Raw genomic sequence first — 23,810 nt, 5'->3', positions numbered from 1 at the left:
TGGCAATTAGTCCAGCAATGGTTCTTGCATCTGGATACTGCACCGATAACTCTTTAAAAATCTTTTTTTCTAGAAATACCTTTTTGAAGTCTGGTTTCAATTGTCGCTATTATTTCTTTCCTGTTAATGCTTTTCTTCGCCATAAAATATTGTTTAAAATTTGTGCTAACAAGTAGATAAAGTACTCCAAGACTTATATACTCTCAGTCAGCTTCCTAACAAAGCGATATTTATTGAAGAACTCCTTCGCAATTACACGGAGAATGGTGTAAGCTGGTATCGCCAACATCATACCTAAAATACCCGACATCGAACCTGCGAACAGGATAACCAAGAAGATTTCAAGTGGGTGCGCGTTCACACTATTCGAATAAATAAGAGGTTGGAAAAGAATATTATCTATCATCTGAACAATTAGAAAGACCAAAGCGGTATAACCCAGAAGAGGGACAACTTGTGTATAAAAATCAACATCTAAATTAGTAGCAATTCCGATAATTAATCCAAACATGGTTCCGATCATTGGCCCGATATAAGGGATGACATTAATTAAGCCTGCGAATAGACCAATTACAACGGCATGACTGAATCCCATGCCTACAATCGTTAAACCTAAAGTAACCATAGTACCCACAAGAATCACTTCAAAAAAGAGACCAACAAAATAGCGCATCAAAAGATTCTTGATTGAATCGAGTACATGACGAACACCTTCTTCTTTATTCTCTGGAACAAATAAAACCAGTGAATCAATAAAAAGACTGCTATCCTTCAGGAAGAAAAATGTAATGAATGAGATTGAGAATAAGGCAATAAACAAGCCTCCAAGCGTACCAGCAAGAGATCCGAAAATAGATGAAATATCAGAAAACTTAAGCACCGAAGACAGATTATCAGTAATTAGAGCTTGAACTTTAAAATCACTTCCGTCAGTAGAGTATTTGGACACAAAGGCCTCGATATTCTTTATGGGTTCATCCAAGCTATGAATGGCAGATTGCACATCGATATTCGACAATTGCTTAGCTTCCTCTACAACCATTGGAATAAAAGTTCGGAAGAATACCACCATCACAAACCAAAGCAAAGCAAGGGTTAAACCAGCGGAAACGCTTATTGGGACCTTACGCCCTTTAATAGTCGCTTTATTAAGAAACTCGACAATTGGACGTCCAATAAAAGACAAGACAACTGCAATTCCAATATAGGCAAGTATGGCACTGAAATACCAAAATATCAAACCTAAAAAGAGCAAGCCGATGGCCGCAATTAAATATTTCCCTTTTCCATTCATATCAGAAAGTTCATTTTATACCAATTAAATTTCAAAATCATCTAAATATAAGATGGAATATTTTTTAGCTAGATCGAGACAAAAAAGTAAAAGATAGCGAGTTACCTTGCATCTTTTTTAACGAAGATATAGCTGAAAAGAAATATTTTATTAGATCGGTTTTGATGTTAATTTGGTATTATAGTAATAGACAACGTGTATAGACTACAAAGAAGCGAATTTCGCTTTCTTTATTCGATTAAAATTAACAAAAATATTAAGCAATCAATTATGATGCAAAAATTAAGGGCTATCGAATAATTTCGACAGCCCTTAATGAAAACTATATAAGTTCAATTTCTATTTAAACTCAAAGCATAGAGTCTTAAATATTAATTGGCTCTTTAACTTTTTGCTTCATCAAAGCAATTTCAAGAACATCCATTACATCTTCTACATAATGGAATTTTAGTCCTTTTAAATAGATTGGTTTGATTTCTTCGATATCTCTTTCATTCTCGTGACAAAGAATAATTTCCTTGATTCCGGCGCGCTTAGCAGCCAAAATTTTCTCACGAATCCCACCAACTGGTAATACTTTCCCTCTCAAGGTAATCTCACCAGTCATGGCCAAATTCTTCTTAATCTTACGTTGAGTAAAAGCAGAAGCAATAGATGTAATCATTGTAACACCTGCCGATGGTCCATCCTTTGGAATAGCACCTTCTGGAACATGAACGTGAAGATTCCACTTATCGAAAGCTTCTTGATTGATATCAAGTTTCGAAGCATGAGCTCTTAAGTATTCCTGAGCCAACAGAGCTGATTCTTTCATCACATCACCAAGATTACCTGTTAGGGTTAACTTACCTTTACCCGGGCTTAAACTCGACTCTACATAAAGAATCTCACCACCAACTGATGTCCAAGCTAAACCTGTTACAACACCAGCAAACTCGTTCCCTTGATATTTATCGCGATTGAAACGCTCAGCACCTAAATAGGATTTCAGCTCATCAACTTTAACAACTTTCTCGTAACTATCTTCCATAGCTACTTTCTTTGCTACACCACGCATTAGTTTAGCAAGCTTCTGATCAAGACCACGAACACCCGACTCTCGAGTATATTTCTCTATGATCTGAACAATCACCTCGTCAGGAACACTCACATGCTCAGCTGTCAAACCATGATTTTCCAGTTGCTTAGGTATCAAATGACACTTAGCAATTTCTGTTTTTTCCTCAGTGATATATCCACTAACATCAATCATCTCCATACGATCGCGAAGTGGTGCTGAAATTGCTCCAACATTATTTGCTGTAGCCACAAACATCACCTTCGACAAGTCGTAATCTACATCAAGGAAGTTATCGTGGAAAGCACTATTTTGCTCTGGATCTAAAACCTCTAATAAAGCTGATGATGGATCACCTCTGTGATCAGAACCTACCTTATCAATCTCATCCAAAATAAAGACTGGATTCGATGACTTAGCCTTTTTCATCCCTAAGATGATTCGACCTGGCATCGCTCCAATATATGTTTTTCTATGTCCTCGAATTTCTGCTTCATCGTGCAAACCACCCAATGACATTCTCACGTATTTTCTATCTAGAGCACTTGCTATGGATTTTCCAAGAGATGTTTTACCAACACCTGGAGGGCCATAAAGACACAAAATTGGCGATTTCAAATCACCTTTTAATTTCAAAACAGCCAAATGCTCAATAATACGATCTTTTACCTTCTCAAGTCCAAAATGATCTGAATCCAAAACATTCTGAGCATTCTTCAAATCGAAATTATCCTTGGTGAATTCATTCCATGGAAGATCGATCATTTCCTGCAAGTAGTTCAACTGAACTGAATATTCAGCAGCTTGAGGATTCAATCGCTGTAATTTTTTCAATTCCTTATCAAACACTTCAGCAACTTCGTCGCCCCAAAGCTTTTCAAGCGCTTTACCTTCAAGCTCCATCACATCCTCCTCACCAGGATTTCCACCCAGCTCATCTTGAATGGTTTTCATTTGTTGATGCAACAAATACTCACGCTGTTGCTGATCCATGTCAGTTTTCACCTTAGATTGAATATCATCTTTCAATTCTAAAATCTGAACCTCAGCCGATAATAGCTCAAGTAAACGCATTGCACGATCACTTAAAATACCAATATCTAGAAGACCTTGTTTCTTACTCAATTTCATCTCAGAGTTACTTGAAATAAAGTTGATTAAGAAAGATGAACCTTCAATATTTTTAATAGCAAATGTTGCCTCATTAGGAATCTGAGGACTCAACTTAATCACTTTAATAGCGATATCTTTAATTGAACCAACAAGAGCTTTAAATTCATTATCCTCTACTTCAGGACGAATATCCTTAAGTGTCTTTATTTTTGCAACATGGTAAGGGTCATTAGAGGTCATTTCTTCAATCTCGAAACGCTTTTTACCTTGCAAAATAACAGTCGTTGTTCCGTCAGGCATTTCCAAAATCTTAATGATTTGGGCAACGGTACCAATCTTATTCATATCATCAACTTCAGGTTCTTCAACCTCGTAGTCGATTTGAGAAACAGCCCCTAGAAGGCCTTTTTCAGCATAAACTTCTTTTACTAACTTTAAAGATTTTTCTCTACCAACTGTGATTGGAATAACCACACCTGGGAAAAGTACTGTATTTCGAAGTGGCAAAATTGGCAAACTGTCAGGCACCTCGAAATCATCGATGGCACTCTCGTCTTCATCCGCAATAATTGGAATAAAATCAGAGTCCTCATCCATCATATTCGTTAGCGCCATGCTTCCTATATTGATTTCTATCTTACTACTCATATCTATCTTAGTCTTATTTCTGTCAAAAAATGCAAGAATGCCATACAATCACTCAGCTTGTGACATATTGACGCAATCTTACTTTACTTTTATACTACACAGCTAACAGGCAATACTTATGCCAAGAAATAAGTAATTAAAAAGACTTACGATATTTAGCTGTAATCTCAAACACATGATCCATAATCTCCTGTTCTACCTCATCGAATTCTATACCTCGACGTTGCATCACCAATTGCGCCACTTCATGTGCAGCCTTTAAGCGATACTCCTGAAATCCATGATTACCTCCCATTGAGAATGAAGGAATAAAATTACGAGGAAAGCCTGCCCCGTATACATTAGCACTAACACCAATCACAGTTCCCGTATTCAACATGGTATTTATACCACACTTGGAATGATCACCCATTATTGTTCCACAAAACTGCAAGCTTGTTTTATCAAATCGATTCGATTTGTAATTCCATAGCTTCACTTCAGAATAATTGTTCTTAAGATTCGAATTATTCGTATCAGCTCCAATATTACACCACTCACCAATTACGGCATTCCCAAGGAAACCATCATGAGCTTTGTTAGAATAGCCTAGAAAAACCACATTACTCAACTCTCCTCCTGATTTACAGTGAGGACCTAGAGTTGTTGCACCATAAACTTTAGCTCCCATTTTCAATGCTGAATGTTCGCACATAGCCAATGGCCCACGAACAAGGGCTCCTTCCATAATTTCGGCATCTTTACCGATATAGATAGGACCTTCATTTGCATTTAGAGTTGCAAATTCAACTTTAGCACCTTCTTCAAGAAAAATATTTTCCTCTCCAAGAACATTAACTGTTTTGCTAATAGCTTGCGACTCTCTTCCTTTAGTTAAAAGTTCAAAATCATCACGAAGCGCCTTATCGTTAAGCTGAAAAATATCATATGCTTTTTCAATTCGAAGCAAGTCACCCTCGAAAATAATTTTCTCAGCGTAGTCTGGCAATGAAGTATCAAAACCATCAAGCTTATCTTCACTTACCCATGCTGCTATTAAAATACCATCATGAACTAAAACTTGCCCTTCGGATAATGAATGGATAGCTTCAATTAATGCTGGATTTGGCAAAACACAGGCGTTAATTAAAGTATTTTCACCTGCCTTATTCATCGGGTATTTCTTGGAAAGATAATCCTGAGTCATATAACTGATCTCCTGATTAAGGTATTTATTCCACTTCTCAGAAATTCTTAAAATCCCCAATCTAATTTCAGAAATAGGTCGAGTAAAGGTCAAAGGCAAGAAGTTTTGCCAGCTTTCATTATCAAAAAGAATATAGTTCATAGTGTGTTTTATTTCGTTTGGATTAACAAAAATAAAAAAAGCTCCGATAAATCGGAGCTTTTTTTATATTCTAAACACAATAAGATTATTTCTTAAGGTGATTCTTGTATTTGTTCTTAAACTTATCGATACGTCCTGCAGTATCAATTAGAGTCATCTTACCAGTATAGAAAGGATGAGAAGTGTCAGAGATCTCAAGCTTAATTAATGGGTATTCTACGTTTTCAATTTCGATAGTCTCCTTTGTGTTCGCAGTTGACTTCGTGATAAAAACAGTCTCATTTGACATGTCTTTAAAAGCTACTAAACGGTAGTTTTTTGGATGTATTCCTTCTTTCATCTTATTCTCTTTAAAATTTCTTATAATCTTCTTCCAATGGTCTGCAAAGGTAAATATTGTAATTTATTCTGCAAAGAAATGACCAAAGAATCTAACTTTTATTGCATTTATTCCTTGGATGCCTTAGTTCCTCTGTTTTCCAGAGGGATAATAGGTGTTCTTTTAAAGGGTGCTTTAGGGTCAAATAAGTAACGATAGGTATGATGCTTCTTCTTTCTGACCCCTCCAACCGACTCATAAATCGATATCATTTTAGGGTTAAAATCCCCAACCCAGGATAACTCCACCTCAGTATATTGCTTCTTTGCCTTAATCGCCTTATCCATATGCCAGAAAATAGCCGATTCAATTCCGAATCGTTGATATCTTGGCAAAACACCCATAACTGTTATACGAGTACGAGTAATGGTTTTACGTTTCAAGTAATAGAAAAATTTCAGCTTATTCCAAAAATCAAGCTTCCCATTCAATTTACTTAGAATCTGATTGATATCAGGCATTGCAACGAAGAAACCGACTGGTTTACCTTCGTGATAAGCAAACCATATAAATTCTTCCTCTAGAATCCCCTTACCTTCACGTGCAATCTTTCGGATATCTTCAATATCGATAGGCGTAAAATTATCGTGAAACTTCCAGGCTTCATTATAAACTTCTATGATATCCTGAATATATTTCTCAGCATTCGAAAATTGAAAATGTTTAAATTCAAAGCCAGGTTTCTTAGATACCCATTCCGCAATTTTTGCAAAACGCTCAGGGAAAGGTTTTGTTCTATCAACATGATAGCTGTATTGTTCGAAGAAAACTTGAAAACCATAAGATTCAAAAAATGCCTGATAGTATGCTTTGTGATATGGCATTCCGTATCCCTGTGGCATAAATCCTTCGACTAACAATCCCCAATGGTTATCGTTTTCGCCAAAGTTGATAGGACCATCCATCGCTTCCATTCCTTTTTCTTTCAACCAATTTTTGGCCGTATCAAAAAGTAAAAAAGCAGCATCCTTATCTTCGATACACTCAAAGAATCCACATCCGCCAGTAGGCTGATCAAAACTAAAAGCTTTATTCGTATTTATAAAAGCTGCGATTCGTCCAATCACCTTTCCATTATCATCGCTTAGAATCCAGCGAATAGCTTCACCATGCTTAAAAAATGAATTCTCCTTAGGATCAAAAATCCCATTTATCTCACCATCCAAAGGGCAAGCAAAATTAGGATCATTTTTATAGAGGGTACGAGCAAGATCTAAAAATGATTGCTTCTGACTTTTATTTACAACTTCAATTATATTCATTTGATGTTTTAAATGTTACAGTTTGAAAAAATCGGTTTTAAAAAGATTAATTGCGACTTGAAATCTTAGATAACAATCTTAAGATTTCAAGATATAACCAGATTAAAGTTACCATAATACCAAAGGCACCATACCATTCCATATATTTTGGAGCACCCTTTTGAGCGCCTTTTTCAATAAAATCAAAATCTAATACCAAATTCAATGATGCTATAGCAACAACAAACAGGCTAATTCCAATGCTAACGAGGCTATTCCCAAATGCAAAGCCCATATCTACACCAAACATATCTAAAACCCAAGTAGCCATATAGAATATAAATATACCGCCAGTAGCAGCAACAACACCTGTTCTAAACTTCTTATTTACCTTAATCAATCCTGATTTATAGGCAAAAAGCATCATAAACAAAATTGCAAATGTTAGGCCCACAGCCTGCATTACAATTCCTGGAAATATGGCATTAAAACTTGCAGATAGACCACCTAGAAGCAAACCTTCGCACACCGCATAAATTGGTGCTGTAATTGGTGACCAAACAGGCTTGAAAATTGTGATTAAAGCTAAAACAAGACCTCCAATTCCACCACCAATCATCCATGGCATAATTGCAGAAGATAGGCCTCCTGTTTGTGCAGATTCAAAATAAATACCCCAGGTGTAGCTTGCCGCCGATACAACCAAAAGCAACATCAATGCAATTTTATTCACTGTGCCACTCACAGTCATTACATCCTCGTAGGTACCATATCTTGCTTTCGCAAAAATTTTATCTGTAAGAGCAGGGTTCGAACTTTTTGTTAAATTCATAATTCTTTATTTATTTTTCTCTGACACGAATTAAAGCAATATCGTGCAGTTTATTCGACAATTCAGCTAGTCGTTCATTTTGTTTTCAATTTACAAAATAACGCCTGTCTATTTTTGAAATTCAAATTTAGGGATTATTTCACAATTCGTTTATTAGAATTAAGGATTTAATCTCAATTCATGTCAGGAAATTCCGCTTGTAGTTCCACATAAACGCCAAGCCACTTATCATCAGCCACTTTTAACATTTCCATATTTGAAAATACAAGTTTTTTTAAGGTTTCATTTCTGCGAGCTATCTTACCAATGGATCTTGGCAATTGCTTAATCAAATAGCTATGTTGAGGACATGCTGGTAAACAATTCATAAAATTCTCAAAAATAGCATCTCCTCTATCCTTGTCGATTAAGGCTAAACGACCAATAGTCATCGTCGCACAAAGCTGTTCCTTTTCTACATCAGACTTTATCCAAGCAAGCAATCGGATATCCAAATTTGGTAAATTAATCAACAGATTCATACAAATCTGCTCAAGCAATTCGTTACTATCCGCCTCATCAATCCATCTTTTCAATTGCTGTTCACTAGCTTTCTCAGGCTTCTCCAAAAGGCTTGCCATAATTCGACTTTCGCGAAAACCCTTTCCCCATAATTTTTGGGCAAGTAAATGGTTTTGTTCATTTCGTTTTGCGAGTTCTTTCAAATTCACAACAGAAGCACCTAATGCCTTCTGATAGTTCAAACCATATTTTTTCATTTCTGAATGTACTTCACCATTTCTAAGCTGAAGAACTTCCTTAAACAATTCCTGAAATTGCTTTTCTATATTTTCATCATCTATAAAAAACTCCATAATTCGTCTGTTTAGTCTAATATTTCTACAAAAAACGCCTCGCTTTTCGTTCTACAAAGGAAAACAAAAAAATATTTGAAAAAAAAATATACACCTAACTAATTGCAAAGCAAGAACAACAGTCATTACAGAATGTTTTTTATTATTTTTTTTACAAATAGGTTTGGAACTTAGCTTTAGTTTTTCATATCTTTGCATCGCAAAAGAGATCAAATGGTGGTTGTAGCTCAGTTGGTTAGAGCGCTGGTTTGTGGTTCCAGAGGTCGGCGGTTCGAAACCGCTCATCCACCCCCAATGCAAAACGCAGATACTTTTAATTAAGTATTTGCGTTTTTTTATGCATTCATTTTTCAAGAGAATCATCCCAGGCTTTTAATTATTTCTGCCTCCCTTAAAATCAAGAAATATTACAGTGCGAATATTATTTTAAAAGTAAAAAAATACCCAAGACCAACAATCCATCCTAAGACTATCACAACAAACCTGTCTAACACACAGCTTATATGGAAACATATGACAGGTTTTATGAACACAAAAACAAGTTATAGATAAGCCGCTAAAAATCTGGAATACCGAGCGATTCTGCTCTTTTATTTAAGCATAAAACCTGAGAGTCTTCATTTACAATCTGATAGCGTTAAAGTTTTGGAAAGGTAAATTACTTTCTGACATTGAAAGTGTAATTTATTCGTGCTGTTTGATGCCGAATTTATCGAGATTAGTTCGGTAAGTATGATAGAAAATTGTTTTAGTTTTTTAAAACCCTATTTTGCTCTGTCGATCAATTAGATAGTACCTAAGTAAATCTTGCAGTGAAGCCATTAAATTTTATTTCTCCTATTATCTATAAAAAAAGCCATCAAAATGATGGCTTTTTTTATATGAAATAATTAATTTTATATAGCACCTATTGGATCAGCATTTCCATCAGGATCACCATTTACATAACCATCAGTTTTTGGATTACCATTGGTCATTATTAAAATACCACACATATGTGGAGCAGCCATTGATGTACCGCTCAAAGTTGCATAAGCTCCTCCTTTGTAAGTAGAATATATGCTTACCCCTGGCTCGCAATAATCAATAGGGGGATTTCCATAGTTCGAAAATGAAGCAAAATTATCATTACTATCCATAGCAGAAATAGTCCAAATATATTGCCCATTAGCTCTTGCAGGAGAATGATTGTTTGCATCATCACTTTCGTTACCAGCAGCTAATGCAAAATAAATTCCATTATTAGAAGCTGCAATTACTGCGTCATCTAATGTTTGAGAAACTCCACCACCTAAACTCATATTAGCAGCATCACCAGCAGAAGCAGCACTTGCAACATAATCAACTCCAGCAATAACACCCGAAGTTGTGCCACTACCTTTTCTGTCAAGTACTCTTACAGCAACAACAGTTGCACCAGCAGCAACCCCAATTACACCAATTTCATTATCAATCGCAGCTACTGTTCCAGCGCAATGAGTTCCATGTCCATTTTGATCATCTGCATTTTTTGTTCTTACTACAAATGTTACGCTTCTAGCAACATCAACATTTAAATCAGGATGATCAAGATCAATACCACTATCAATAATCCATGCTGTTTTTCCTGTTCCATCTCCATAACCAACACGTGTAATGCCCCAAGGAAAACTTTCAGTAATTGGTTCTGGAGCTGGCTTGCGAAGAGCAATTATCTTGTCTTGTTCAATATATTTTACTCTACTGTCTTTTTCTAATTTTGCAGCATTTACTGCTGACATTTTTACACTAAAGCCTTTCATAACTTCAGCATAAGCCTGTCCGACTTCAAAATCGGAAGTAGATTTTGTTCTAAACATCGATTCAGCAAATGCTTTTACATCATTTACTCTGTCTTCATAAGTAGCAGTGCTGGCAGATTTTACCGAACTCTCATTCAGTACCACAATGTACTGTCCTTCAATAACATCTCCGTTCTGGGGATTAATATCGACCACGATTTCTTCCTGAGTGGAAGTGATCATTTCACCTTCTTCTTTCTGACAACTGGTAATTACAATAAAACCAGCAATCGCCATAAGCATTAAAAATCTTTTTTTCATAATAAAGTTTTTAATTTGTACTTTAACTAAGTGAACTATCAATATAAATTACAAAAAAAAGATCAGAATTCAACAAATTACGATATTGATTATTAATCAGTTACAAATATTAAGTAAATGTTTTATTCTTGTTCGTTAGGGATATTCTACATAGAGTCTTTAATTTATAATAATTCTAAATCTCATCACCCCTAATCTATCCTTAGCTTATCACAACAAAACTACTTGCATCCACCAACGAAGAAAAAGAAACCATTTAAAGAAGCCTGCAACTTGCTATCGGGAAAACACAAGCAAACCCCCACCCAATAGATTCAAAGGCTTCAAAAGAGCTATACGGATTAATACAGCCAGCTTGAAACAACAGAACGATTCATAAATTCATGAGTTATAAAAAAAAGAATCCCCGTAAGAAAAACTTACGAGGATTTAAATTGCAGTCCCAACAGAACACAGACAAAAGAATTTAAGCTCTGTTTATTGATGCCTTATGGGATTGAAAATATCTAATACAACTCCTACCATTACTTATACGAAATGTTAGCAATCTTTTTTTCAATATATTTTGAATTCATTATTCGAAGAATCCCCATATAATCTAACCTAAATTCAATTAAGTCTCCAACTTTATATTTCTTTTTATTTTCGTCAAGGTCAATTACTATCATATCTGAACTTGCACCAGTAATTTTCAAGCTTTTGTCAACCAATTCAAGATGATCCGTTTCTACGTCAAGCAGACCTAAATCAATGATTGCTCTGTATGAAGTTTCCCCTATGTCAGTTTGGTTAAATTCATAACTTTCTCCTTCAACATTTGTTCCCATTTCGCCCATTGGAACAACTAGCTTTTCGATTAATTCGATAATTTCACAATACAAGATAAACACATCAGAGTGCATTTTTTTAAATTTTGTATTGTTATAAACATCTGTACCAAGAAATAATGTTTCACCTACTCGAAAATGGTTAATCCCTTTGGGTAAAAGATTTTGAAAAATCAAAGGTATTGTTACCGAAGAACCTCCTGAAACATAAGGAATTTGCTTGTCAAATTTTGCTTCAATTAACTGTTCATATAAACTTAACTGAATGAGTTTATCGTGATTGGGCAGGACACCATACAAACAAGAAAGGTTTGTACCAATGCCTACAACCTGAATATTTTCTAATTTAAAAACGCTTTCATAGAAAGCAATAAAGTCTTCACCTAAAACACCTTCTCGAAGTTCACCAAGCTCAATCATTATAATGATTTTATGAGTCTTGTTTTGCTTTTTAGCTTCTTTCGACAAAAGCTTAATCGTTTCAAACTCAGTATTCATGCTAATATCAGCATATTTAATAATACTTGAGATTGAACGTTTTGCAGGTGGTTTAATATAAATAGTTTCGATTTTAGGATTAATCGATTTAATTTCCTTCAAATTGGACACACGAGAGTCACATATTTGTTTGAAATCAAATTTGAGCAGTTCAGTTAAAAATGTTTTATTACCACTCAACATTTTTGACACGATTGACCATTCGATTCCATTTTTCTTAAATAGAATATTGAGATAGTCAAAATTTGATTTTAGTTTCTTTACATCTAGTGTTACAAAAGCCATTATTTCTCCTTTTTATAACGCATTTCAACATACTTGCTGTTAAATCCAACTTTTTCATATAAAAATCTTGCTGGGTTTTCGGGTTCAACGTGCAATGCAATACTACCTTCTGCAATATCAATCGTTTTTTTCATTAATTCTTTTCCTATCCCTTTCCCCCTATGATTCTTATGTGTTGCAATATAAACTAAGATGTTCTCAGGAATATAATCTTTCATTCCTGTCTGGTTCACTACTACCACGCCTGATATTTCATCCTCTAAATATGACACCACAATAAAACCACCAAAAGAAGTCGTTTCTTTTAAAGCGTAACTCATGGCTTTTTCAATATCAGATCTTGGATCTCCATATTCTTGCAAGTTGTCAAATAAGAAGTCGAGTAAATTCTCTTTTTCTCTTAAACTCGGCTTGTTCGTTGTACTGAACACTTTTGTTTGAATCATAAAATCATTCCCTTTTAATGAATACTATTGTAATCTACCCTAATGTTTTTTTTACAAGATAAGTAAATATTTTTTTGGTCTATCGAATATATACTTGGTTTGATACTATCCTAAATACATTTCGACCTTTTAAAATAGATTTATGAGAAAAGAAAACTTAAAATTATAAACTGAATAATAATTGGATATCCTAAAATCCATTATAGTTTTGACATCGATTAAAAATTCATTTCATAAATAACTACAATCACAGTAAACGATGAGACATAAGCAGTTACAACTGTAAATATTTCTAAGATTTTATTTTGTTCAAATTCTACCTTGCTATTTATATTTCCACTCAAATCATCTAAGCCAATAAAGTTATACTGTTAAAAATTTATTATTACTGTTAAATCATCAATATATTTGTATACGTTCATAAATTATATTCGAAACCGCTCATCCATCCCAATGCAAAGCGCAAATACTTTTAAATAAGACTTTGCGCTTTTTTATGCATTCATTTTTCAAGAAAATATTTCCAAGCTTTTGATTACTTTTGTCTTCTTAAAAAATCTAAGTTTGTAAAGCATGAATCAAAAATCGTTACTTGTATATGGCAGCCTAATTCTAGCCATGCTATTTTGGAGTTTTTCCTTTATATGGACTAAAATAGTATTCTTGGTTTACAACCCAATCACAACGGTTTTTCTACGCCTGTTTATTTCCTCAATTCTCTTATTTATCATTGGAAAAGGATTCAAGCAAATAAGTCGGATTGAAAAGAAAGATAGGTTAAGCATTTTAGCTTTAGCCTTTTTCGAACCCTTTCTCTATTTCTTAGGCGAAAGCTTTGGTTTAAAATACGTTTCATCTACAATTGGAGCCGTTATTATTTCTACTATTCCTTTATTTTCACCAATTGCTGCCTACTATTTTCATAAAGAAAAATTAGGCAAAATGAATATTTTGGGAATCCTTATTTCAATTATTGGAGTAGCCATCATCATTTTTAACAAAAGCTTTTCCCTCATCGTATCTCCAATAGGATTAACGTGCTTATTTATAGCTGTTGGATCAGCTGTCGGCTATTCTGTTGTACTAAAAAAACTAGCTGCAAAATATAATCCAGTTACTCTCGTTACCTATCAAAATACTTTAGGTATGATTTACTTCTTACCCTTATTTTTAATTCTAGATTGGCAGCATTTTATACAGGCAGTCCCAACACAAGAGGTTTTAACCGCACTGCTTTTATTAGCCGTATTTGGATCTACACTAGCATTTATTTGTTTCACCTATGGCTTAAATCATTTGGGGATTACTAAAAGTAATATATTCATTAATGTTATACCCGTATTTACGGCCATATTCGCTTATTTTGTAATAGACGAATCACTGAGTTTTCAGAAGATTATAGGTATGATGGTTGTAATCGGAGGCTTATTTTTATCGCAGCTAAAATTCAGAAAAAAAGCAGTATAATTTATGGCAACATACAAAATCGACATAGAAGCTCTAAAAGAAAAAGCTAAAAACACAGAGGCTGAAACCAAAACATTCTTTGCTAAACTAAAGAAAAAAAAGCCGAAACAACTTGACGCTATTACTCAAATCCTTCACAACGAAGTGTTTGAAGAGATAGATTGTTTAGAATGTGCCAATTGTTGTAAAAGTATCAGTCCTATTATCATCGATAAGGATATTGAACGAATGGCAAAGCAACTGAGAATGAAACCTGCTGCCTTCATTGATCAATACTTGAATCTGGATAAGGAGAACGACTACGTTTTTAAAGAAGCACCCTGTCCTTTCCTTATGCCCGATAACTATTGTATGGTTTATGAACAAAGACCCAGAGCTTGTCGTGAATACCCACATACAGACAGAAAACGCTTTTATCAGATTTTAAACCTAACACTTAAAAACACGTACTATTGCCCCGCTGTTTATGAAGTGGTTGATCGTTTGAAATTACAGAAGGACAAACTTTAAATTACAAGCTTTAATACTGAAGTTACTACTAAATAGTGTTATTGGTTCACCATTTAGTAACTATCACATTTCTTCTTTTATGAAGTCAATACCATCCCATTTTCTCCTAAGAAATCTCCAGCTCTCATTTCCTCTTCATCTCCTTCAATTCAAGATATTTACACCCTTCATCAAAATATGATGCAATTAAATCCCTTATTGCAATCGTTTACAGAGAAAAACAAGAGTGCCAAGTATCAATTTTGCCCGTAAATTCTAGTCTTTTCAAGGATTTTCTTTATACTTTTGTTCGTGATATCACAAAATATATCGACAACAAAACACAATGAACTCAGTAAAACGTAAACTTATTATAGCCGTAGACGGGCATTCTTCTTGCGGGAAGAGTACCGTGGCAAAAGATTTGGCAAAGAAAATTGACTACACATACATCGATAGTGGAGCCATGTATCGCGTGATTACTCTTTTTGCGATGCGTCATAACTTGATTAATGGTGAAAAACTTGATGAAAATAAGTTAGCTCATCGAATTAACGACATCAATATCACATTCTCATATAACGAGGAACTAAAGCGCCACGAAACCTTTATGAATGGCGAATTGGTTGAAGATGAAATTAGAAGTCTTGATGTCTCGAATAATGTGAGTTTGATTGCAACAATTAAGTTTGTTCGTGAAAAAATGGTAACCCTTCAACGTAAGCTTAGCGAAGCCGGTGCCGTCATTATGGATGGTCGTGACATTGGAACGGTTGTATTTCCCAATGCTGATCTGAAAATTTTCATGACGGCTGATGTGGAAGTAAGAGCTATCAGAAGATATAAAGAATTAAAAGATAAGGGTGATGATATTTCTTTGGATGCCATTCGCGAGAATGTGAAGAAAAGAGATTTTATCGATGAGAACAGAGACGAAAGTCCTTTGCGAAAAGCAGATGATGCCATTGTTTTAAACAATAGTCATATGACTAAGGAAGAGCAACTGGAATGGATCGTTGCTCGAATGGCAGAAGTTCAATAATTAGAATAATGAGACTGAAATCTCAATTCTATAAGCTTATCTCAAAAAAATATGATTATTGAAATTGATCCCAATTCTGGTTTTTGTTTCGGCGTTGTAAACGCCATTAAAAAGGCTGAAGAAATTCTTGCAAAAGATGAAACACTTTTTTGCATTGGGGATATCGTACACAACAATATTGAGGTTGATCGATTAAAAGATCAGGGTTTGAAAACAATCAAACATGATGAATTCGATAAACTTAAAAACAAAAAAGTTTTGTTCAGAGCTCATGGCGAACCGCCAGCCAGCTATATCAAAGCAAAAGAGAATAATATTGAAGTGATAGATGCGTCCTGTCCTGTGGTTTTGAATCTTCAGAAAAAGATTAAGAAAACGTATCAGGAAACGAAGGAGAGGGATGGCCAGATACTGATATACGGGAAAAAGGGACATGCTGAAGTCAATGGTTTGGTAGGACAAACTGATGGCCATGCAAAAGTTGTTGAACGTGTTGAAGATTTAAAAGAAATTGATTGGAATAAACCTGTGGTTCTATTTTCACAGACGACCAAAACGATTTCTGGTTTTGAAAAGATTACAGAAGTTCTGAAATTAAAATGTCAGAATGAATTACATATAAATGATACCATTTGCCGAAAGGTATCCAATAGAATGCCCAATATTCGTGAATTTGCAAAAAAACATGATGTGGTCATTTTTGTGAGTGGACAAAAAAGTTCAAACGGCAAACTCTTGTTTGATGTATGCAAACAAGAGAACTCTCAAAGTTATTTTGTGTCTCATCCCGATGAGCTTAAAATGACTTGGTTTACTAAAGCCAAATCGATTGGAATAAGTGGAGCAACCTCTACCCCAAGCTGGCTGATGGAACAAATAGCAGAAAACATCAAATTAGAAATTAAATAAATTATTAGCATGTCGAGAATTAAAAAAATAGGTGTGCTTACATCAGGAGGGGATGCGCCAGGTATGAACGCCGCCATCCGCGCCGTCGTAAGAACAGCCATTTTTAACAAACTAGAAGTTGTTGGAGTAAAACAAGGTTACGAAGGTTTAATCAAGGGTGATTTCGAAACTATGGAATCATACGATGTAAGTAACATCCTTCAAAAAGGAGGAACAATTCTTTGTTCTGCAAGAAGTGAAGAATTTAGAAGTGTAGAGGGAAGAAAGAAAGCACACGAGCAAATGCTTGCTGCTAAAATTGATGCTCTTGTTGTGATTGGTGGAGATGGAACTTTTTCTGGAGCACGTATCTTTACACAAGAATACGATATTCCGGTAGTAGGTATACCTGGAACCATTGATAACGATCTTTACGGTACAGATTATACCATCGGTTTCGATACGGCTTTAAATACCGTTATTGAGGCTGTGGATAAGATTCGTGATACAGCCAGTGCACACAACCGTTTATTCTTTATCGAAGTAATGGGACGTGATGCTGGGTTTTTAGCATTAAGAAGTGGTATTGCTACAGGTGCAGAAGCTATTCTGATTCCTGAACGTCAAACCCATTTAAAAGATCTTGAGAAGTATTTAGCTAAAGGTTATAAAGGCCATAAGAATTCGGGTATTGTAATTGTTGCCGAAGGTGATAAATCGGGTGGTGCTTATACTATTGCTAAAGAAATCGAGAAGAAACATCCTGAATACGATATTAGAGTATCGGTATTAGGTCATATGCAACGTGGTGGTTCACCATCGGCATTCGATCGTGTAACAGCGAGTACATTGGGTGTAGCTGCAGTAGATGCTTTGCTTGACGACCAGAAGAGTATTATGGTAGGAATGGTTAACGGAGAAGTTTCACACGTATCTTTCAACAAAACCATTAAAAACAAAAAGATCGTAAAAGATTCATTGTTGACGCTTAATGATATTCTATCAATCTAATTGATATTTAATTTCTGCAAAAGGCCGCTGCGTCATCTGTATATTTTTTTTGAAAGTTTTCCCCCTCAAGTCTTGAGATATTCGTCACAAGACATAACTTTGAGAAAAATGTCAGATTTATGAACGCAGGCTCCCTTTTTGCAGATCTTATTTTACCTCTTCCATTGGCTGGACTTTTCACCTACTCAATTCCCTGGGAATTGCAGGATGAAGTCGCCATTGGTAAAAGAGTGGTTGTTTCTTTCGGAAGCAAAAAGATCTATTCGGGCATTGTTAAAAACATTCACAACAATCCACCTCAGGATTACGAAGTGAAAGACATTCATGCCTGCCTAGATGATTCACCCCTTATTAATTCCTTACAGTTTTCATTTTGGGATTGGATTTCTGATTATTATCAGAGCACTATTGGCGATGTTTACAAGGCTGCAATACCAGCTGGTTTAAAACTCGAAAGCCAAACCAAAATTTCCTACCGCGTAGATTTTACAGCAAATAAACAACTCTCGAGAACCGAAGTATTGATTCTTGATGTCCTAAAAAATTCAAAGGATGTTAGTATTCAAACTCTGAATCAAGCAAGTGGTTTAAAAAATGCTTTGCCTCAGTTGAAAAAACTCCTTGAGAAAGGTGCCATCGAGATTGAAGAACGGGTTTTAAGTTCTTATAAGGAGAAACAAATTAAATATATTCGTCTTCAAAAAGATATTACTGAAGGAGAACTTGGAGAGAAACTAAACAGTCTCAAAAGAGCTAAAAAACAGCAGGAACTTCTATTCGCATATCTAAACCTTTCAAAACATGGGATTGCTGAGACTCCAGAAAAAGTAAATGCTTCTGAATTATTACTTAGTAGCAATTCAAGTGCATCCATATTAAAGGCTTTGGTTGATAAAAACATTCTGGAGATCTATTTTGAAACGACCGATCGTCTTGATTTCTCAGATTCGGATGTTAGTCCCTTAAAGGAATTGAATCAATATCAGAGTCAGGCTATAAAGGAAATACGTGAAGGCTTTGAGACTAAGAACACAGCGCTACTTCATGGCGTCACTTCTAGTGGAAAGACGGAAGTATACATTCACTTAATTCAAGAACAGATCAAATTAGGCAAACAGGTTCTTTATCTCTTGCCAGAAATTGCTTTGACAACTCAAATCATAAGTCGATTAAGACGGGTATTTGGAAACCGAGTAGGTGTTTATCATTCTAAGTTTAACGATGCAGAACGTGTCGAGGTTTATAATAATATTCGACAGAACGATCCTGATAAATCGTATCAGGTTATTCTGGGTGTGCGCTCCTCAATTTTTCTCCCATTTAATAATTTGGGACTGATTATTATTGATGAAGAACACGAAAATACATACAAGCAATTCGATCCTGCCCCACGTTATCATGCACGTGATGCCGCTATATTTTTAGCACATCTACATAAAGCGAAAACCCTATTAGGAACTGCAACGCCTGCCGTTGAGACCTATTCAAATTGTAAACAAGGCAAATATGCTTTGGTTGAATTAATGCACCGTTTTCAGGATATTAAGATGCCCGAAATTCAGATTGCTGATTTAAAGGAAGCCAAGCGTAAGAAGAGAATGAAATCTATTTTCACACCTGAGCTATTCGATGAAATAACAACTACGCTTGAAAATAAAGAACAGGTTATTCTTTTTCAGAACAGACGAGGCTACGCTCCATTTTTGGAATGTAAATCATGCGGTTGGGTTCCCCATTGCGAGAATTGTTCTGTCAGCTTAACCTATCATCAATACAATAACCAGCTAACCTGCCACTATTGCGGACATAGTACACAACCCCCACAAAGTTGTAAACAATGTGAATCGACAGATATGGTTGATAAGGGCTTTGGCACGGAGAAAATTGAGGATGAATTACGAGGCTTTTTCCCGCAAGCTCGAATCGCACGAATGGATTTGGATACTACACGAAGCAAAACGGCTTACGAAAAACTCATCTATAAATTCGAAAATCATGAATTAGATATTCTGGTAGGAACACAAATGGTATCGAAGGGTTTAGATTTCGATCATGTTTCTTTAGTGGGTATTTTAAATGCCGACTCAATGCTCAACTTCCCAGATTTTAGAGCTCACGAACGTAGTTACCAGCTCATGGCTCAAGTTGCCGGACGTGCAGGTAGAAAAAATAAGCAGGGCAAGGTGATTATTCAAACTCACGAACCCAAACATCCCATTATTCAATCAGTCGTTCGCAACGATTATTTGAATATGTATCAAAATCAAATCAGCGAAAGAGAAGAATTTATCTACCCTCCTTTTTATCGACTAATTAATATTACGCTCAAACACAAGAATAATGGCTTACTAACGCAAGCAGCGAATACTCTGGCCAATTCCTTGAGAAAAACATTTGGGATTCGGGTTTTTGGGCCACAAGCTCCAGTAATTAATCGCATTCAGAACTATTACATCGTTCATATTCTCTTGAAGATTGAAAAGAAAAGTTCTCCAGCAAAAGCAAAATGGATTCTAAATCGTGAAGCCAACAACCTTAAAGCAATTGATCGCTTTAAAATGGTGATGGTGCAATTTGATGTGGATCCAATGTAATTTGATGATGTGATGATTAAAAATATTGCAAAAAAAGAGCCACACATCTATGATGTATGGCTCTTTATATATTATTCGAGACAAGTTACAAACTCGAAGTTTGCAGGTGCTCTTTAAATTCTTTCAATTCCTCTTCAAAGCTAATCTCATGGCTTGTATAGAGTGCTAAAATTGCATCGTCAGCAATAGCAATATGGTTCGGCAGTTCAAGATGATTATTAGTGAATACCATTTCCATCTCAGGATTCAATTCTTTTAGGGTATCAATCAAATCTAGCACCGATTTTTTATCGTCAACCAAATTGTAAATACCACTTTCAAGTTCATGATCAAGCAGGTTAGAAAGGATCTCTATCGTTTTATTCAAAGAGATAAACGACTGCTCTTGCTTACCATTCCCTTGGATAGAAATTCGTCCTACAAAGTGTGAATCGAACATATAAGAGTTCAGAATACCATCCATATTCAGGCTGGCTCCATAACCAAAAACTTCACCTACTCGAAGAATATGTGTTTTGATTTTAGCTCCTAATCGCTCAATATGCTGTTCCCCTCTACGTTTAGAACTCCCAAACGAAGTATTGGGTTCAACAATTGCTTGTGAATTATTCTCTCCATTTGAAGCACCATAGACAGCTACGGAGCTTAAATAAATAACTTGCTTTACATTACTTTCTTCAATGGCATAGGTCAATTCAGCTGTTCCCCAATTATTCACCTGCTCATGCAAATGATGTAATTTTTCATCATCTGTATTTTCTGCCGCTAAATGATAAACCACATCCACATCCTTAACGACCTTATCAAGGCTTCGGGAATCAAGTAGTTCCGCTTTCACAAACTTAAGCTTTCCTGGTTTGATCTGCGAATGCAAAAACAAATTATAATTCCCTTTTTTAAGGCTATCTAAAACGATAATTTCCTTAACCTTAGGGTTCTTATCTAACTTGATACATAATTCTGTACCAATATATCCTGCTCCTCCTGTAATTAATACTTTCATATGATTACAATTTTATATTTTGCCAGCCCGATATACACCGGGAGAAACTCGCCTAAATCATCCCTTTTAAAGTTGATTTTTAAAATAAATGGCTCATTTCTTGAAATTAGAATGATAAACTATTTCTTCTTTACGACTAAATCGGTATTCAATCCACACTCAGTCTTTTTCATACCAAACCATCGGCTTCCTCTATCATCCCCCATGGTCATCTTACGTGTACAAGGCTCACAGCCTATACTATCGTAACCTTGCGCTTCAAGCGGATGACGTGGTAGATCCCACTCCTTAAGATATTGGTAAATATCTTTCTTACTCCAATCAAGCATGGGGTGAAATCGAATGACATCATGCGGTGCTGGCTGCTCAATCTCCATAGCCTTGCGCACAGCCGATTGATCTGCTCTTACACCATTAATCCAAACATCATTATCAGCCAAAACACTATCGAGTGGCTGAACCTTATTGATGTGACAACAATGGTCGGGATCAGAAGTGAAAAGAAAATTGCCCTTAGCATCCTTCTGTAGAGACTTTGGAACATCAGACTTGGTATTAATAATATTCAAGCCAAATTCTTTTGCCAACTGATCTTTATAAGCTATCGTTTCTGGAAATAAAAAACCTGTATTGATAAAATATATAGGTATTTCCTTATCGATACGACTTATAATATGAAGCAAAACAATACTATGTGTTTGAAATGAAGAACTTGCAAACATACGCTTGCCTTCACTTTTATATTGTTCAAGTTTTTTCTTGATATTTTCAAAATCCATTCTCTGTATATTTCTTTTCTTATAGGATAAAGGTAGTATAAAATAGTTAAAATTGTTGGCTCAATAATTCACAACAAAGCTTAATAATTCTCAATAAAAAAGAGCTCTAATTGATCATTTAACAAAACAAATTAGAAGATCTACTTAACAACACCTGCCCGCATCAAACGAGTTCTTTTTAAACTTCTGCGTCGGAATTGAAATAAGCCATGAATAACAACTAAGAGTAATGGGAATAAGAAATTGAAATATTTTATAAACAAAACTTTAGCATCAGACAGCTCATTTAAAGGTCGAGACTGAACCCCTTTAGTTCTTAGGCTCATCAAGCCAGAATCATCACTTAACCAATCAATGGCATTCGCGATAAAATTAATATTGTCTGTCTGAATTATAATTCTTTGATCACCTATACCATTCACAATAAAGTTACCATCGCCAATGACGCAAAGTCGGGCTTCCTGATCACTTACTATGGGACCGTGAACGGCAGCTGCGACAACCTGCCTTGGAAATAAGAAATCACTAGGGCGCCAAATTTGACCGATGTTAAAACTAACAGGAGCTTTCAATTTTCCTGACATATGAGATGTCCATGCTAACTCGTGATAAGTCAATGTAGAATCGCCAACATAGGTCATCGGACTAGCAAATTGTAAAATCATTGCTTCTATCCCATCAGTAATATTATGATCGGAAAATTCGGTAATCAGAGGTAAGTAAGGGAAGTTAACTTGCTGAGGATATGAAAAATATCTTTTTTCCTGAACAGTTACAGTGCTACACTTTCGATCTACGATAAAAGCATCTTCGACTAAGATCCCTTTTTCTTCGAGCCAAATCTCAAGGTTTGTATTTACGCCAACGCCAATACCATGATTCAAAATTCCATTTACCCGGTCAATACCTACAAAAATACTTCCACCAGTACCTAAATAATTATCCAATCGCTTAAACTCTCTTTTGGTAATTTCTTCAAAAGGAGATAAAATAATGATCGCCTTGAAATCACTCAAATTCATTCGTCTGTTCAGGTTAATAACTTTCAAATCATATAAGACTGAAAGTTCCTTATTCATCTGATCCAAAGTTGCCAATACAGGTTCTCCATGCCCAATAATGTAACCAATTTTAGGCTTATCTTGAATTGTTAATCGTTTAATCAGAGTAGACAGATTGTATTCCATTGCAATCCCTGGTTGAATCAAAGGAATGGTTTCCGATTTATCCCCAACTTGAATAACAAGTCCAAGAAAGACCTTCTGAACTTTCACCTGATCTTTTTCTCTGACTTCTAGGGGGACGGGATGAATGCCAACTCCAATAGCTTTCAACTCTAGCTCCTCACTTGAGTTGGGGTTAACTTCCTCAATCTCTATACGCTTATTACTATGCTTATTATATTCGGTAAGCAAATGTTTAAAATCGCGTATTGTTCTACTGATATCTGGTGGTAAATCCTCAGAAACATACAAGGTAATGATAATAGGATCTTTCACCTCTTTCAATATTCGCTTGGTTACCTTATCAAGCGTATAACGTTTATCTGCCGTAAAATCGATACGAAAAAAGAAATATGACGACAGTATGTTTAAGAAGATTAAACATGTTAGGACTATTGTTATGCGAAAAATGACGTTATCTTTAAATCTCAT

Annotated in this window: 20 protein-coding genes and 1 tRNA gene; 7 read left to right on the top strand and 14 right to left on the bottom strand. The window is 35.4% G+C overall.

The genetic code is table 11. The features are described from left to right. Positions 1-193 precede the first annotated feature (193 nt). The 7 genes from ACXR6G_RS09840 to ACXR6G_RS09810 all read right to left on the bottom strand — a co-directional run bounded on the left by ACXR6G_RS09840 (position 194) and on the right by ACXR6G_RS09810 (position 8,745). The gene (locus ACXR6G_RS09840) at positions 194-1,294 is read right to left on the bottom strand and encodes an AI-2E family transporter (RefSeq protein WP_458361256.1); all 1,101 of its coding nucleotides are present in this window, start codon (positions 1,292-1,294) and stop codon (positions 194-196) included. A 364-nt stretch (positions 1,295-1,658) separates the two neighbouring features. Then, positions 1,659-4,112 carry an endopeptidase La gene (lon, locus tag ACXR6G_RS09835; RefSeq protein ID WP_458361255.1) on the bottom strand — a complete coding sequence of 818 codons (2,454 nt, stop codon included), beginning with the start codon at positions 4,110-4,112 and terminating at the stop codon, positions 1,659-1,661. 136 nt (positions 4,113-4,248) lie between these two features. Beyond that, entirely contained in the window at positions 4,249-5,439 is a 1,191-nt protein-coding gene (locus tag ACXR6G_RS09830) for a GlmU family protein (RefSeq protein ID WP_458361254.1), read from the bottom strand. Positions 5,440-5,524: 85 nt separating this feature from the next. Then, positions 5,525-5,779 (bottom strand): type B 50S ribosomal protein L31, encoded by a 255-nt coding sequence (locus ACXR6G_RS09825; protein ID WP_458361253.1) that lies wholly within the window; start codon positions 5,777-5,779, stop codon positions 5,525-5,527. Between the two features lie 107 nt (positions 5,780-5,886). After that, positions 5,887-7,080, bottom strand: a complete 1,194-nt coding sequence (locus ACXR6G_RS09820) for a GNAT family N-acetyltransferase (RefSeq protein WP_458361252.1) — start codon at positions 7,078-7,080, stop codon at positions 5,887-5,889. A gap of 46 nt (positions 7,081-7,126) precedes the next feature. Beyond that, complete coding sequence (locus ACXR6G_RS09815) at positions 7,127-7,891, bottom strand: Bax inhibitor-1/YccA family protein (protein WP_458361251.1); 765 nt, start codon at positions 7,889-7,891, stop codon at positions 7,127-7,129. 173 nt (positions 7,892-8,064) lie between these two features. Then, a complete protein-coding gene (locus ACXR6G_RS09810) occupies positions 8,065-8,745 on the bottom strand; it encodes a DNA alkylation repair protein (RefSeq protein WP_458361250.1) in 681 nt (226 codons plus the stop codon). A 215-nt stretch (positions 8,746-8,960) separates the two neighbouring features. On the opposite strand from ACXR6G_RS09810, the gene ACXR6G_RS09805 reads away from it, so the two are divergent. Continuing rightward, positions 8,961-9,039: transfer RNA gene (locus tag ACXR6G_RS09805), tRNA-His, on the top strand. Positions 9,040-9,641: 602 nt separating this feature from the next. On the opposite strand, the gene ACXR6G_RS09800 is transcribed toward ACXR6G_RS09805, so the two are convergent. From ACXR6G_RS09800 to ACXR6G_RS09785, 4 genes are all read right to left on the bottom strand, one after another. Continuing rightward, positions 9,642-10,826: a S8 family serine peptidase gene (locus ACXR6G_RS09800; protein WP_458361249.1), complete on the bottom strand. Its 1,185-nt coding sequence runs from the start codon at positions 10,824-10,826 to the stop codon at positions 9,642-9,644. Positions 10,827-11,350: 524 nt separating this feature from the next. Next, a complete protein-coding gene (locus ACXR6G_RS09795; RefSeq protein ID WP_458361248.1) occupies positions 11,351-12,436 on the bottom strand; it encodes an alanine racemase in 1,086 nt (361 codons plus the stop codon). Beyond that, a complete protein-coding gene (locus ACXR6G_RS09790; RefSeq protein ID WP_458361247.1) occupies positions 12,436-12,882 on the bottom strand; it encodes a GNAT family N-acetyltransferase in 447 nt (148 codons plus the stop codon). Before ACXR6G_RS09790 ends, ACXR6G_RS09795 begins: the two co-directional genes overlap by 1 nt. A 218-nt stretch (positions 12,883-13,100) precedes the next feature. Then, entirely contained in the window at positions 13,101-13,226 is a 126-nt protein-coding gene (locus ACXR6G_RS09785; protein WP_458361246.1) for a hypothetical protein, read from the bottom strand. Between the two features lie 229 nt (positions 13,227-13,455). Here ACXR6G_RS09785 and ACXR6G_RS09780 point away from each other — a divergent pair, with 229 nt between their 5' ends. From ACXR6G_RS09780 to priA, 6 genes are all read left to right on the top strand, one after another. Next, positions 13,456-14,349, top strand: a complete 894-nt coding sequence (locus ACXR6G_RS09780; protein ID WP_458361245.1) for a DMT family transporter — start codon at positions 13,456-13,458, stop codon at positions 14,347-14,349. Positions 14,350-14,352: 3 nt separating this feature from the next. After that, complete coding sequence (locus ACXR6G_RS09775; protein WP_458361244.1) at positions 14,353-14,859, top strand: YkgJ family cysteine cluster protein; 507 nt, start codon at positions 14,353-14,355, stop codon at positions 14,857-14,859. A 325-nt stretch (positions 14,860-15,184) separates the two neighbouring features. Next, positions 15,185-15,880 carry a (d)CMP kinase gene (cmk, locus tag ACXR6G_RS09770; RefSeq protein WP_458361243.1) on the top strand — a complete coding sequence of 232 codons (696 nt, stop codon included), beginning with the start codon at positions 15,185-15,187 and terminating at the stop codon, positions 15,878-15,880. A 51-nt stretch (positions 15,881-15,931) separates the two neighbouring features. Continuing rightward, the gene (locus ACXR6G_RS09765) at positions 15,932-16,789 is read left to right on the top strand and encodes a 4-hydroxy-3-methylbut-2-enyl diphosphate reductase (RefSeq protein WP_458361242.1); all 858 of its coding nucleotides are present in this window, start codon (positions 15,932-15,934) and stop codon (positions 16,787-16,789) included. Between the two features lie 9 nt (positions 16,790-16,798). Next, a complete protein-coding gene (gene pfkA / locus ACXR6G_RS09760; protein WP_458361241.1) occupies positions 16,799-17,779 on the top strand; it encodes a 6-phosphofructokinase in 981 nt (326 codons plus the stop codon). A 119-nt stretch (positions 17,780-17,898) separates the two neighbouring features. Continuing rightward, entirely contained in the window at positions 17,899-20,373 is a 2,475-nt protein-coding gene (priA, locus tag ACXR6G_RS09755; RefSeq protein ID WP_458361240.1) for a replication restart helicase PriA, read from the top strand. 85 nt (positions 20,374-20,458) lie between these two features. On the opposite strand, the gene ACXR6G_RS09750 is transcribed toward priA, so the two are convergent. The 3 genes from ACXR6G_RS09750 to ACXR6G_RS09740 form a co-directional block, all read right to left on the bottom strand. Next, a complete protein-coding gene (locus ACXR6G_RS09750) occupies positions 20,459-21,376 on the bottom strand; it encodes an NAD-dependent epimerase/dehydratase family protein (RefSeq protein ID WP_458361239.1) in 918 nt (305 codons plus the stop codon). A gap of 119 nt (positions 21,377-21,495) precedes the next feature. Then, on the bottom strand, positions 21,496-22,155 hold the full coding sequence (locus ACXR6G_RS09745) for a phosphoadenylyl-sulfate reductase (RefSeq protein WP_458361238.1): 660 nt from the start codon (positions 22,153-22,155) through the stop codon (positions 21,496-21,498). Positions 22,156-22,295: 140 nt separating this feature from the next. Continuing rightward, complete coding sequence (locus ACXR6G_RS09740; protein ID WP_458361237.1) at positions 22,296-23,810, bottom strand: GldG family protein; 1,515 nt, start codon at positions 23,808-23,810, stop codon at positions 22,296-22,298.

The sequence above is a fragment of the Ancylomarina sp. YFZ004 genome, assembly GCF_054254355.1.
Note: the sequence above shows the minus strand (reverse complement) of the source record. Positions and strands in the feature narration are given on the sequence as shown.